The following is a 13425-nucleotide window of genomic DNA, read 5'->3' as shown; positions in this document are numbered from 1 at the left end:
AGGTATCACAGATTCACATTTGTAACATAAAAGTAACGCAGTGTTTCAAGAGTTTCCTATAGGCTGGCAAAACAAAAAAGCCGCCAAAACGACGACTTCATTATCATAGGTTATTTCATTATTTTTCGGGTCAGATAGAGGTTGTTGTATTTATTATTTGTTGAAGAGTTTCCTTGATTCCATGTGTAACTTCGTTACCATGATAAGTGATCACTTTTCTAATATCCAGCTCTAAGAGTTTGGCAATCGACTTCAACGCAGTAGGATGATCCAACGTGTATTCATCGTCAAAGGACAGAAGGTTTCCATCTTTTGAATTTAATGCATCGCCAGCAATTAACGTTTGGCTTGGAATATGATATAGCGACATGTGATCTGGCGTGTGTCCAGGTGTAAAGACGACTTGAATACCACCGGCCAGGGGCAGAATGTCTTTATCCTTCAGTGCCTGATGAACGTGCACAGGCGGTGCGAAGGTTTTACTTTTAAGCAGCGGAATGGCTCCCGTCAAATAAGGTACAGCCTCCTTATGTGCAAGCACCGTTACCTCGTTCCCCCTTGCCTGAATTAGTTCCGGCAGACTGCCAATGTGATCGCCATCTTGATGCGTGATGATGATATGCGTCAGCTTATCTAGACCAAATCCTTCTGCTTCAAGTAACGTGCGGATCTGATCCAATTGCCCAGGAATCCCGGTATCGACAAGCACAAGATTCTGTTCATCCCATAACAATGTTGGATATACATCAAATGGTCCGCCATAGTATTCCATTTGAAGCTCTATCGCTTTAATTCCGATATTCATTTGAGAAACAGACATCTTTTTATCTTCCTTTCCTCTTTGCAAAATTGGAAAAACCATTAAAATATACTTAGCTCGCTCGTTGATCACCCCATCATTTAGCAAGAATGTTATATTACTTAAAAGTAAGTATGAGGTCAACACTTTTCTAAGAGTTACTAGCCTCAGTTGCCATTTTCATCGTCTGGACCATGTTATATTCTTTCTTCACAATCTCTTCGAGTTTTACGATAGCTTGATTTTGAACATGATTAGATACGATCATTCTAATCACTGTGGTTCTATAAATTTCCCATAAATGACTTAGCTCCAAGCTTTGTTCTGCTAACTTCTTATAGAGATTTGGATGGGACGACTGATCTTCTAGTAACTTAAAAAGCCTGTTGTTCTTCTTATGATTCTGTGCAAAAGAACTGCTTCTCAAGGCAAATATGCTAGTATCGTTCAGATTACCTACAACTTCTTCGAATTCCTCTACATAATCGGTCAACGTTTTTAGTCCCAGCTGATAACTAAGATCATATTGCTCAAGATAAACGACTTTATCATCCAATAGATTGCTGCTGAGTTCTGAGATAAACGAGTCCTGTACTGAAAATTCATCGTTAAAATTTCTTATTGATTCTTCATGCACAGAAACCATTATGAATCTAACTTTTTGGCCGCTTTTCATTAGATATTGGGTAGATTCCTTAATGACTTCAAGTGGAGTTTGATAATCGTGCATTCGTCCTGGAGATAAGCAATCTTCAATGACGGTGTATGCCTCCCTACTCGCACATGTTCCATGAATAAAGGTCGGATGGATAAAATGTGTTTTTCCAGCTTCTCTTCCACTGGAATAAAAAAAGCGGTCCACATCGAGAAAGACATATTTCTGCTTGTCTAAAGCGCCTTGAATCATCTTATCCAGGAAAGGTATATCAGATGGCTCAAGAAGCTGATCCTCAAAGCGAAGATAATGATAGACCTGTTCCGTGTCATATTGAACCTTCGGCAGCATTAATCCTTGATGAAGCATGCTTTCTAAGCTGCCTTCGAGGAATTTCTGGTTGATGATTTTTTTCCAGTATTGCGTTTTAAAAGTCAGAGGCAGCTTCTCGAACGATGAATGATGACTAATGAGAATCGACATCAAGTTATTATTGACACAATCAAGCCATATGTCATTATAAGGCACAATCCGATGGGTAGGTGTCACATGGTCAACTCCCTATGATGAACTTACTTATTTGATAGCCAGCTCACATCATTTAACGTACCGTCAGGACGAAGAATAACTTCCTTTGGAAGAGCATGAGACAGAAAATGAACATTGCCGCAGGTCAAGCCATATGCCCCCACATGGGGAAACGCGATCCAATCCCCCGGCTCTAGAGGGGGAAGCATGACGCTGCCTTGCAGCACGTCTGTGGGAGTACACAATTTACCGCAAACATTGTAGGAGATTCGGCCTTCTCCTTCGCCGGATTCGTATAGCTTACGCTCCCCCGCCTTCCAAAGCTGAAGCGGCAGAGGCTGCTTGAAGCTTCGTCCCATAAGGCTGGAAAAAGCCCGATGGTGGGTTCCCCCATCGACAATGGCGAAGGCTTTGCCTTTGGAGAGCTTGGTGTACAGCACTCTGACCGCATAAATCCCCATCGTTGCGGCAATTCGCCGCCCTGATTCTACGAATACCATCTCCAACTCCAGATCCCGGTTGCGCTCTAGCTCCTCGGCAAGATACGCCCCGAAAGCTTCCACAGGAAACGGCTCATCGCCTTCAAACATGGGAACGCCGAAACCGCCGCCTAGCCCTAAACATCGAAGCTGCAGGCCGAATTGGCTTCGCACCTGCCGAGTGAGAGCGAACATCATCGGAACGCTCTCCCGATAAAAGTCGAGGTGGAAATTTTGCGTGCCTTGGTACGTATGCAGCCCGATCAGCTCTACCCCTGCAAGATTAATGGCGGTTTGCACCGCTTCATGAATTTCACTGTCGTCGATGCCAAACTGGGAGGCAAGTCCGACCGATGACATACGTGAGCCTTTGGCTCCAGTAGACAAATTGACCCTTAACATAACGGGAGCGGACATACCCAGCGCAACCGCTTCATCGTGAATAACGAATAGCTCCGGGATGGACTCCGCATTAATTGCGTAGATCCCATGGCGAAGCACATGATGAATCTCGTCCGCGCTTTTGCCCGGTCCTGTAAACACGATGCTGTGCGGATGTACCCCGCTGGAGCGGGCGATTTCATATTCCCCAACCGATGCGACTTCGATCGGCGAACCCCAGCCGTTTATAAGGCGGCATACCTCCGGATTGGGGTTGACTTTCATGGAATAATATAGCGTAACATCCTTGGGTAAAGCATCCCGCAGCGAAAAATAATCGGAGGCCAGCTTTCCCTCGTCATAGACATAAACGGGTGATCCAAACAACTTGGCTGCTTCCAGCCAAAAGGGTTGGCCTACCTCCTGCTGATTAGACAGTTGTTGTGAAACCATAGTCATACGACAGCTCCCCTCCATTGCATGATTGCTTCCTCCAGCCCTTGACGGGCAAGCTTCTCAGCTTCATCGTCCACCCCCCAGGTCAGAGTCGAGACCCTGCAAGGCCGGATACGGTCTGCCGAATCCCCATCCTGGTGGAAACCATACACGAATGCCCCGCCTTGTTCGGCAGAGATCCTTAGTGATGTCAGCTTTTCGGCAAAATCTGCAAATTGGGCTCCAGGGTGGAGCTTGAAATCATAGGATTGAGTCTCAATTATAGGAAACCCGCGTTCGAGCAAGTGCTTGCGAAGCTTTAGCAAATACGTGACCATGGTAAGACGGGCATTGATCTCAATCACCGGTATTAAAGTTCCGTCTTCATCCAGTATGGAGTCTACCCCGATGAAACCCTTGTAGCCCCGGGAATGTAAAGCTTTACCCAGCTGTTGCAGCCGTTCGGTATAAGCTACGGTCAAGGATTCGGGCAGGTCCGGGTGCAGACGGCTCCCCCTGTACACTCCTGCATCCGTAATCCTCTGCTCGGTCATCGCCAGGATCTTGCAATCTGTCACCCCCAGCCAGAGTTGTGCCGTCAGATGGCGCTCGACCTGATGCCAGCGCTCCACCGTCACAACCGGTTGCCCGCCTCCCCGAGAGATCTGCCTCGCTAAATATCCAAGCAGCGTCTCCAAATCCGCGCCTCGATGGATATGGAACAGCGCTTTACCGGAAGAACCGTAAGCGGTTTTTACAACCAGCCGGGCGCCAGGATGCCGTCCCTCCAACTCGGCGCAAGCACGGCGGATCGCGTCAAGCCCCTCGCATATCTTGCCGTCGCTGACTGGAAAGCTGATTTCTTCGCATAATTTACGCGTTGCGATCTTGCTGTTCAGTTCCACGGACAATCGGGCGGGCGGGCCGGTCCATCTCCCGCCGTTTTCCTTGAGAAACTGCTCCTCCTGCTCGTCTATCAAGTAAGGAACAGCAATCCGGTTGCGAAACTCACCCGTATATTCAGACCGTGCCCCAATCGCGATGGAGGGGAGGGCTATCTTCTCTTCTTCCAAATAAGATAGGAATTCAGGGGCCGGAGCCTCTTTCAGGAGAACAAGATCTTCTTCGTCAGCCAAATAAATTTGGTAGAGGTCCATTTGCGATACGAGCCGATCTCCGGACGCATTGTTAATATAAGGTAAGCGAATTTCTTGAGCGGCTTTGCCTTGCTCCCAATTAATATTTGAGTACCAGAGCTTCGCTGCGCGCGTTCCGGTCAGATGCTCCATATAAGGTGCGTTATTCATTTATCCCTCACCTCCACTTTCTCCAGCTTGTGACCATACTCCAGCCCTTTAAGCCAGCCTAGCTCCGACTTTAAGATTTGAAATGGGTTCGCTCCGAACCATTCCAGAGATACCGGGGCTCGGGTAGGGTCCAAGATAAGGCGCTTCATGATGGCTTGGCAGTCCATTTCTCCATCGGCCAAGGGTACGATACCTCTGCGGCTGCCGCTCGGAGAATATATATTGTTAGGAGAGAATACTTCGAGACATTGCCGGGATTCCACATTCTTCAGATGGATATTGACCATCCATGGCTTCAAGCGTTCGTAGGCGGCAAGGGGATCAGCACCCGATTCCCAAAGGTGCAGAAAGTCCAAATTCAGTTTCAAGGCAGGATGGTCGGTTTGCCTGAGCAATTGAAGTGTGGAATCTAAGCCGTCGGCAGCGGTTCCCGGATGAGTCTCAACCACGGTATAGACCCCTTCCCTCTCTGCAACAGCGCAAAGGATATGTAGACGCTTGGTGCAACGCTCCCAGTCCTTCTCATCAAGAGATGGACTGCTCAGGTTTCCAGCGAAAATCCTCAGCTTATCTGTGTGGAACGCCTTGGCAGCTTGTACGGTTTCCTGCCATTCCTGAAGCAGAACGTCCATTGGGATATTCTCCATGAGAGGGATATAATCGCTCAGCATGTTGATTTCGAGCCCGTAGCTGAACATCTCGTCCAGCATACCTCCCAGCTCCTTTCCCCGTTGGCGAAGCAAAGCCTTGGCATGCACGCCCCACAGTTCTATACCGTTGAAGCCCGTATCAAGAGCATAACGGAACAGCTCCCGGAAGGATACCAGCTCGTGTCGAAAAGAAATCGTGCATAGATTATACCGCAGTCAGATCACCGCCTATTCCATTCATCCAGGCCAGGAATTGAAGCTCCCCATCCCGAATTTCCTGCAGCCTGGCAAGAGCTGAGCGCAGCAGCGCTTCGTCCCCGATGTTCTTGCGGTATTTCACCAGCAAGAAATTCAGTGTCGTCCATAACTTCACGATCCCGCTGATCCGGTTCGTTCCTTCCAGCACCTGCCCCTTGTCCATCATGCCCAGCTTGACAAAGCTATTCCATATGGAAGACCGGAGCTTGGTTATGGTAGCAATGGCGATCGAGTTCTGGCTCAACCAGTTCGAGGTTTGTTCCGGGCTTAAAGCTAAAGATTCCTGCAAATCCCGGGCAAAGCTGTCCAATGCGGCGGTACCCGAGCTGTACTGAGAACGGACATACATTTCGTAGTTTCGCTTGGCTGCATAGGCGAAGATCTCACGCTTGCCGGGAGACTCGAACCCCTTCCCTTCTTGATCCGGCTGAAGCTCGTAGAAAATGAGTTCCTCCTCTTCCTGCTCCGCCGATGCCCGCAGCAGCTCTTCTCCGGTCAGGAATCCGTCGAAATCGACAATGGGATCGAATACTCTGAAGGCGTTACGCGCTTCATCGAAGCTATCTGCGAGGACATAATGATCGAATCCACTCTCCGCCATGCTCAGCATATTAGAAGGGAAAAAAGTCAGATCGGATGGGCGGCATTTCACTACCGCACGGTTCCCTGACTGAACAAACTGCTTGAGCGACTCAGGTCCAGCTCCCTTGCAAACCAGATGGATGCCGTACAGAAAAGGCAAGCTTGTGTTCAATCGCACATGCTGGCTCGCCGTAATAATGCGCGAAACATAATTGACATTCCAGTAATTCAGCAGAAACAGATCAGGGTTGGCCCCGGACCGGTATAAGTGGGTCAAGATACAGGAAGCTGCACATTCCATCGCCGCCAGCTTTATCATTTCCGGCTTGGCATCCGGCGTATCTGTATGAGACGTCATATCTTCATTCTCCTTCTTCATTTGATGAAATACGGCAAACAAAGGACGGTATTTTGCCGCTGACAGGATCGGCTTCGATTTGGGAGACGGTTTCTATGAACAATTTCACAGGCTTGCCCGCCGCTTGGTGAAGAAAAGTGGATAGCTTGGTCTGCACATCCTCGAACTCGCTTGGCGAGGCTTCAGTCGCCAGCCGGACGGAAAAAGAGGTGAATGTATTCTGCACGATCTGAAATTGGCGGACTCCTCTGGCTGCAGCAAGCTCCCAAAAAAACTTGTCCAAATACCGGAAGACGGCGGAATGCACCTGCGCTCCAGGCAGCCGGATCTGGGATGTTCGAACGGGAAGCAGCCCAAGAAGGAGACTGCCGGTTTCAGGGTCCCTGCGAATACTTCCGATATCTCCTGTCCGGTAACGGACATAAGGCAGACTCCTCATGATCAGCGAGGTGACCAACACTTCGCCGAATTCCCCCTCCTCTACATGGAGTCCAGAGGCCGGATCTATAATTTCCACATATACGGCAGACTCATCAATTTCCAGTTGGCCGCTCTGGCCTGCGAACGCGATACACCAGAACTCTTCCAAACCGTAGTAGTCTACGCATGGAACGCGGAACACCTCCCCGATCCGTTCTTTCTGGGAGCCATGCAGCGTTTCGCCCCAGTTCTGGGTAAACAGAAGGGAGGGCGGCAACGAATACCCCTCGTCACGTATATATTCGGCCAATGCGCAGAGAGCCGAGGCTCTCCCTTGGATAAAATGAGGATCTTCCCTGATGATCTGTTCTGCATAATGTCTAAGGGACCTGGGCTCCGCCAGCAGACGGTTGCTCAGCAGCAGCATCCGGTGTCTGGACGGCAGCCCCCACTTTTTTCGATGCTTATACAGGGTCAGCGAGAGTTTCCATATCTCCTCCGGGGTTTTCACGCAGCGGAACGGCACTCCGGTAGTTCCTGAGGTGAACGATTCGATCACCCGCCTCGCATCGGGATGTTCGAAAAGGGCGCGGTTGCCTGCGATCAAGTGTTTATTTGTAATCGGCAGCTGATGGAAATCAACGTCCGTATGAGGGTTATAGAATGGGTACGTCCGGCACAATTCGTCGGCCAGCTCTTGCAAATGGTCCGGGGTGAACACTTTCATGAAGCCACCTTGCGTTCTACAAAATGCAATACAGCCTGGACGCTTCGGAACGATTCCGGGCGAATATCGTCCACATCCAGCTCAAAGCCGAATGTATCCTCCAGCGCTGCCAGCAGCTCCAGGATTTGAATGGAGTCGATTCCCAGATCATCTACCAAAGCATGGTCCAGCTCGACCTCGCTTGTTGGCCTCATGGCCACAGCGGCTATCGTTTCTCTCACCTTAAAGAATAGATCTTCATGCTGGGTGGACATGATCTTCCTCCTTCACCATAGATTTCAGGGCTTTGCGGTCCAGCTTTCCGCTGGCTGTTTTGGGCAGAGCCGTAACGAAGCGGAACTCCCTGGGACGCAAGGCCGGGGATAACCGCTTTACGCACCAAGCCTGCAGTTCCGAGTTGCTGACAGGCTCTTCGGAAGCTTCGGATACTACCACGGCAATCAGACGATGTCCCCATTGAAGGTCTTCTACCGCCGTCACAGCAGCGTCCGCCACCCCAGGCAAGCTTAATAGGACGCTTTCGACCGCTTCCGGGTACACCGTGTGTCCCCCAACAAGGAGAGCGTTATCGGTTCGCCCGGTCAAGTGCAAATATCCATCCTCATCCAGATACCCGGTATCCCGGGTGTGCAGGCCGAGGGGGTCTAGTGTCTCGCGGGTGCGGTCCGGATCGTTATAATAGCCGACCATCACATTCGGCCCCCGGACGACCACCTCTCCGCTCTCCCCTGTTGCCGCCTCCCTTCCGTTCTGAATGATGGTCAGCTCGACGCCGTTAATAGGTATCCCGGCGGATTGCGGTTTCGTCCTCAACTGAGCGTAGGGCAAATACGAGACGCGCGGAGAGGCTTCGGTCAGTCCATAGGAGGGCGTCAGCCGGACGTGAGGCAGACGCTCAGCCAAACGAAGCAGCATGACGGCAGGCATCGGGCCGCCGACAATGAGCATCTGCCGGAGCGTGAGCAGATCCTCCGCCGTCCATTTGGCGGAATGGATTAGAGGCAGGATCGCAGACGGCACAGTGCATAAGAAGGTCACCTTGTTCTTACGGACGCATTGGATCATCTCGAAGGGATGCATGAAGCCCCCGCTTAGAACCAGATTGGCTCCAGAGGCCATAGCGGTAAACCACTCCCCAACAATTGTCGAGCAATACCCCAGTGACTTCGAGAGCAGAACGATGTCCTCGTCGCACAGAGTCGTGTAGTCCAGAATCGCGTCTACATTGGACAGCATGTTGTGGTCGCTCAGCATGATCCCCTTAGGCTCTCCCGTCGAACCGGAGGAGAGGAATATCATACGCACGGCCTCTGGCGGTGTGTACCGGCGTATCGGCCGCAAAGCATCGCCGATTCCTGCAATCGGTCCGCCTGCCATACCTGCATACAGGTAGAATGGTAACGCTTCCCCTTGTCTGCTCCATTCCGCAAGGATTGGCAGCTTCTCTTCAGAGACGAAGACAGCTTCGGGTTCAAATTTGCGGATGAGGCGAAGCATGTCCTGTCCTGGCATGTAGCTGTGGATGGGGAGCGGAATGCCTCCCGCCAAAATGACGGCCCCGATGACAGCCAGACACTCTGGCGTCGGAGCCATCCAGACGGCCCCGATAAAATTCGGACGCAGCTGCTCCTGCTTCAGCCGTTCAGCGAGAAGGTCCATGCGGTTTCCAAGTTCCGCATAGCTTGTCCAATCGGACTCGCCGCTTCGTGCCGCGTAAGTGATTCCCCGGTCATGCCTTCGTGCACGTTGAAACAATTCTCTGAGGGTGCCTATGCCATTCATACGAGAACCTCCTCTTTATGAGATGCCTGTCCGGCCACTGAGGTATCGCGCTCGAAGGTTGATGCCATAGCATAATACTCAGCCGATTGCTTCATAAGCTGTTCGTGGTCGCCTTCCGCCACCAGACAACCGTTCTCCAGCACCAGAATACGGTCCGCGTTCATAATGGTTTGCAGACGATGGGTGGCTACCAGAACCGTCTTGCCCGCCATGGCGTGGCGTATGGAATTCATGAGTTCACTCTCCGTAAGCTGGTCCAAGGCGGAGGTCGGTTCGTCCAGGATCAGAATATCGGGATCGCGCAAGAGGACACGCGCAATAGCCAGCCTCTGCCGCTGTCCGCCAGATAGCTGGAAGCCTCTATGGTCAATCTTCGTGTTAAGTCCTTCCGGCAGTTGATCGAGCAGAGATCCGAGCTGCGCGTTCCGGGCTGCCTGCATGACCATCTCCTCCGTCGCGTCCAGCTTCCCGACAGTAATATTTTCCATAAGGGTACCCCGGAACAAGTAGGGCTCCTGGAACACGATGCCCACCTTGCGGCTGATCGCGCTGCGGGTCATCTCCTCCAGATTCTGTCCGCCGATTCGAATTTCACCTTCGAGAACGGGCATCATCCCAATAAGCGCCCGGAAAAGGGTGGATTTCCCAGACCCGCTTCGCCCGACGAAAGCATACACCTTGCCCGGAGACAGCGACAGGGATAGATCCTTCAAGATTTCCGTTCCACCGTACCCGACGCGCAGACTGCACACTTCGATATCGGATGGCGTTGCTTTAAGCTCAGGCTCCCTTGCAGGCGAAACCTGCTTCCTCTCGTTTTCCGAATAGGGATCGATCGGGGTCTGGATAAATTGCTCGATTCTGCCCATAGCAACTTCCGCGCCTTGAAGCTCTCTGAAAAAGTTGTTAATCTGCTGTACCGGATTCAGAGCGTTTTGCAGATAGGTTACGGAAGCAACCATTATGCCAACAGTCATCATTTGGCCGAGCACCTGATAGCTGCCGATCCAATAGATGGCAGCCAGGATCAGGCTAATCACGAAACCGCTGATTTGAAACGACATCACGGCATATAGCGTCTCCCGGGTGCTGGCCTTCACCAGCCCCTTGTACATCGTTTCATTCCGCTTCCGTTCCCATCCCTCTAGTCCTAAAGCCCGGATTTCTTGCGAACTTTCGATCGCTTCATAGAGATAGGTTCCGATCTCTTCATTATGGGTCCGAACGTCGGACGAATAACGCGCCACAGGGCTGCGGAACAGTCCTGGCACCCAGAAGAGGAAGGGGATGCTAAGCGTCGCAACGATGCCAAGCCGCCAGTCCATATAGTACAGGATTCCGAGGGATATCAGCATCATAAACAGCTGTGAGGTAATCTCGACCAGAATGTGGTTGAGGAAATTTCCCATCGTAGCTGTATCCATCCCGAGCAAGGCCGAGAATTTCCCGGGTCCTTCCTTCTGAATTTCCGGAACGGGGATCTGCCGGACATGCTTCAACAGCTCGTCCCGGATATCCAGCGTGTTACAGATGCCCAGATATCGGAACAAACCGACCCGGATAAACAGAAATACGATGGAGAGAACACCTATTCCCAAGGAAAGGCTAAGCAGCGGGACAATCAGCTTACGGTTTCCGTCAATCAGCACGTGATCGATCAGGTAGGCGAAGATTAAGGGCTGAAGCATGACGAGTCCCAATTGCAGAAACGTGCAAACATAAGCGATCAAGGTTAAATTCCATTTGATCTTCACGTAGGGAGCAAGACGTCGGAACAGTTTAAATGTGTGCATGATGGTTCCTCCCGGCAAAATGTTGAATAAGCGGCTTCACCTTGCGCATCCATTCCTCCGCGTCACCCTGCGGCTGCCAATCCAGAACCGACAGCGGCGATTCACTCAAACAGCCTGTCGCTTCCAATAAGCTGCAATGATAGATTTCGTTCAGCGTTCGCATAGAAGATTCAAGTAGGGCGGTCTCCTCTGCCCCACCCGTTATCTGTCCAAGCGGAGCATTCAGGAGCGCCCTGATCTGCGGCATGATGGTTCGATAGTCGTACATTAGAGCGCCACGTCGCGCTCCTTGCGAGAGCTTGACGTGAAGCTTCTCATCCAGCAGAACCTCGGTGCAGCTGCGAACCACCCCGTCCAGATCTATCTTCGGATGTTCACCGGACCAATCGACCTGGACAAAGGAGCCGTCCTCGCCGTCAACAAGCAGCTCCCCGAAACCGTCCCAGCCGGTGCAGACCGCAGGAAGACCGTAGGCTTTCGCTTCCAGGAGGTTGAAGCCAAACGTCTCTCCCGGATCGGTGGAGAGGTTGACCAGAAGCCTGGATTCCCGGAACAGACGGTCTTTCTCACTCCCGTGGACGGGACCTGTGAACTCCACGGTTTGCTCCAGTCTATATTCCGCTACGAGGGCTTCAAGCCGATCTTTATACCGGTCCGCTTCCTGCGTAGACCCCGTATATTCTCCGGCAATCGTCAATACAGTGTCCGGGACACGCTGCTTGATCTCCGCCATAGCCTCTAAGAGCACATGAATGTTCTTGACCTCTTCCAGGCGGCCGATGGATAACAGACGTTTACCGGCAAGCGGCCGAACCGGCTCCGCAGCCAGCAAGGTGTCGATGCATAACGGGATCTTATGGGCATGCGCATACCGGGGTGAGAGATTAACCAGCGCCTGTCTGCAGGATTCCGTACTGGCAAGCAGCACATCCTGTTCTGTAATCCAAGGCGCACAGGACAGCCAGGTTGTCAGCCAACGGGCGGATGCGACGGAATGGGCGATAACCATGAAGCGAAGCGGAAGCTTGGCGAAGCTCCGAACCAGCATCAAGAAAGGCATGAAGTAAGGAGCGTTGACATAAAGCGTATCAATTCCGTATTCCTCGCATAATCGGGCCAGCCGCTCCGATGCTTGCGGAAGCGAAGACATCGGCTGCTTGGAGAACTGGCGAAGCGAACCCCCGAAGATCTTGGCAAAGCGTACTGGCGGAATGCGGATGAGCTCCGTATATTCAGCCAGATACCCGGTCCATTGGTCATCAATTACCCGTTCATTCAACCGGGGGGAATGGCCGTCGAAGCAGCCCACCCTAGGTCTGCACTCCGCATGCAAATCGAGGTTTCCAGCGAAGATAGACATCGTTCAATTCCTCCTTCAGTTGTTGCTCCGTCCTGTGCAGCTGCTCCACCTTATCCACCAGCAGTCCGATTTCCCCGGTTCGTCCCGGCATGGACGTACGGATCGCCAGGTACGCGAGCGTACTCCACATTCGTATGAATCCTTCCAGCTGCTCCTGATATAGCTCCGTACCTTGAGTAAGCGCTTCCGAAAAATATTGATACAGCAGTCCGTAGCTGTATTTGCGTTTGGCGAGGATACCGAGCTGGGATACAGCATCCTTCAAGGCCCCGGGCGGATATATGTCGGGCGACTCCACCGTCTGCATAATTCTCCGCCTCACCATGCCGGTTAGCGATCGTTCACCCGGATCGGTCACTATCGTATCCTCGAAGATTCTCGCCACCTCGTGGGCGTCCGGCGCATGGAGCCATTCGGGATGAAGCAGCAGTCCCCCGCCCAGCTCATTGCTCAGAAATGCATCGTGTACATGGCTCGCGGCCACTAACCCTTCCCATTCGAAATAGCGATCGTATACCACAAATTGATTGCCCCGCATTCCGTGTACGATGACAAAATGGGGCTGATGCATGGTTTGGAACGTTCTTTTTTGATAGGGCATATGAAACAGGTCGAGCTGCACCAAAACAGGAAGATCCGGATTACGCCGCAGGACCTCCAGAAACCTCTTCAGGTTGTCGCGCTTTTCGGCCCCGTAATCATACCATTCCATGGCCCCTTCCCCGTACAGGCGGGTGAACAGCCGCAAATATTCGGACGGTGTGATGTCCGCTGAGAAATAGGTCAGCTTGCCGTCCTCCGTAACGCTGAATGGCGCGTCCCAAGCGCCGATATAGAGCGGACGTTCATCCCATCCGGCTTGCTCCAAGCCATAACCGAGTCCGTTCAGAAAGCAATGGGCTTGCTTCACG

The 13425-nt window shown here is 51.9% G+C and carries 12 protein-coding genes; all 12 read right to left on the bottom strand.

Features of this window, described 5'->3' with window-relative positions; genetic code table 11:
* Positions 1-130 precede the first annotated feature (130 nt).
* The 12 genes from MKX63_RS29230 to MKX63_RS29175 all read right to left on the bottom strand — a co-directional run bounded on the left by MKX63_RS29230 (position 131) and on the right by MKX63_RS29175 (position 13424).
* A complete protein-coding gene (locus tag MKX63_RS29230) occupies positions 131-862 on the bottom strand; it encodes an MBL fold metallo-hydrolase (RefSeq protein ID WP_341022133.1) in 732 nt (243 codons plus the stop codon).
* Positions 863-950: 88 nt separating this feature from the next.
* Positions 951-2003, bottom strand: a complete 1053-nt coding sequence (locus tag MKX63_RS29225; protein ID WP_341022132.1) for a hypothetical protein — start codon at positions 2001-2003, stop codon at positions 951-953.
* Between the two features lie 23 nt (positions 2004-2026).
* A complete protein-coding gene (locus MKX63_RS29220) occupies positions 2027-3301 on the bottom strand; it encodes a hypothetical protein (RefSeq protein ID WP_341022130.1) in 1275 nt (424 codons plus the stop codon).
* Complete coding sequence (locus MKX63_RS29215; protein ID WP_341022128.1) at positions 3298-4584, bottom strand: ATP-grasp domain-containing protein; 1287 nt, start codon at positions 4582-4584, stop codon at positions 3298-3300. The genes MKX63_RS29220 and MKX63_RS29215 overlap by 4 nt, the downstream gene beginning before the upstream one ends.
* Positions 4581-5393, bottom strand: a complete 813-nt coding sequence (locus MKX63_RS29210; protein ID WP_341023337.1) for a sugar phosphate isomerase/epimerase family protein — start codon at positions 5391-5393, stop codon at positions 4581-4583. Before MKX63_RS29210 ends, MKX63_RS29215 begins: the two co-directional genes overlap by 4 nt.
* 46 nt (positions 5394-5439) lie before the next feature.
* The gene (locus MKX63_RS29205) at positions 5440-6432 is read right to left on the bottom strand and encodes a hypothetical protein (protein WP_341022127.1); all 993 of its coding nucleotides are present in this window, start codon (positions 6430-6432) and stop codon (positions 5440-5442) included.
* A 4-nt stretch (positions 6433-6436) separates the two neighbouring features.
* The gene (locus MKX63_RS29200; RefSeq protein ID WP_341022126.1) at positions 6437-7579 is read right to left on the bottom strand and encodes a hypothetical protein; all 1143 of its coding nucleotides are present in this window, start codon (positions 7577-7579) and stop codon (positions 6437-6439) included.
* Entirely contained in the window at positions 7576-7833 is a 258-nt protein-coding gene (locus MKX63_RS29195; RefSeq protein ID WP_341022125.1) for an acyl carrier protein, read from the bottom strand. Before MKX63_RS29195 ends, MKX63_RS29200 begins: the two co-directional genes overlap by 4 nt.
* Positions 7817-9361 (bottom strand): class I adenylate-forming enzyme family protein, encoded by a 1545-nt coding sequence (locus tag MKX63_RS29190; protein ID WP_341022123.1) that lies wholly within the window; start codon positions 9359-9361, stop codon positions 7817-7819. Before MKX63_RS29190 ends, MKX63_RS29195 begins: the two co-directional genes overlap by 17 nt.
* Positions 9358-11154: an ABC transporter ATP-binding protein gene (locus MKX63_RS29185; RefSeq protein ID WP_341022122.1), complete on the bottom strand. Its 1797-nt coding sequence runs from the start codon at positions 11152-11154 to the stop codon at positions 9358-9360. The genes MKX63_RS29190 and MKX63_RS29185 overlap by 4 nt, the downstream gene beginning before the upstream one ends.
* Positions 11141-12514: a glycosyltransferase family 4 protein gene (locus tag MKX63_RS29180; protein WP_341022121.1), complete on the bottom strand. Its 1374-nt coding sequence runs from the start codon at positions 12512-12514 to the stop codon at positions 11141-11143. The genes MKX63_RS29185 and MKX63_RS29180 overlap by 14 nt, the downstream gene beginning before the upstream one ends.
* Positions 12465-13424 (bottom strand): DUF6005 family protein, encoded by a 960-nt coding sequence (locus tag MKX63_RS29175; protein ID WP_341022119.1) that lies wholly within the window; start codon positions 13422-13424, stop codon positions 12465-12467. The genes MKX63_RS29180 and MKX63_RS29175 overlap by 50 nt, the downstream gene beginning before the upstream one ends.
* Position 13425 lies beyond the last annotated feature (1 nt).

Origin of the sequence: Paenibacillus sp. FSL R7-0179, assembly GCF_038002265.1 — a bacterium.
Taxonomy (GTDB): Bacteria; Bacillota; Bacilli; order Paenibacillales; family Paenibacillaceae; genus Paenibacillus_AQ.
The sequence above is the reverse complement of the archived record's forward strand: the minus strand, read 5'-3'. Positions and strand labels throughout refer to the sequence as shown.

Bases quoted from the DNA above. Each gene is read 5' to 3' on its own strand.
- MKX63_RS29215 (WP_341022128.1), bottom strand. From the start codon at position 4,584: ATGAATAACGCACCTTATATGGAGCATCTGACCGGAACGCGCGCAGCG.
- MKX63_RS29230 (WP_341022133.1), bottom strand. From the start codon at position 862: ATGGTTTTTCCAATTTTGCAAAGAGGAAAGGAAGATAAAAAGATGTCT.
- MKX63_RS29195 (WP_341022125.1), bottom strand. From the start codon at position 7,833: ATGTCCACCCAGCATGAAGATCTATTCTTTAAGGTGAGAGAAACGATA.
- MKX63_RS29185 (WP_341022122.1), bottom strand. From the start codon at position 11,154: ATGCACACATTTAAACTGTTCCGACGTCTTGCTCCCTACGTGAAGATC.
- MKX63_RS29220 (WP_341022130.1), bottom strand. From the start codon at position 3,301: ATGACTATGGTTTCACAACAACTGTCTAATCAGCAGGAGGTAGGCCAA.
- MKX63_RS29205 (WP_341022127.1), bottom strand. From the start codon at position 6,432: ATGACGTCTCATACAGATACGCCGGATGCCAAGCCGGAAATGATAAAG.
- MKX63_RS29200 (WP_341022126.1), bottom strand. From the start codon at position 7,579: ATGAAAGTGTTCACCCCGGACCATTTGCAAGAGCTGGCCGACGAATTG.
- MKX63_RS29190 (WP_341022123.1), bottom strand. From the start codon at position 9,361: ATGAATGGCATAGGCACCCTCAGAGAATTGTTTCAACGTGCACGAAGG.
- MKX63_RS29180 (WP_341022121.1), bottom strand. From the start codon at position 12,514: ATGTCTATCTTCGCTGGAAACCTCGATTTGCATGCGGAGTGCAGACCT.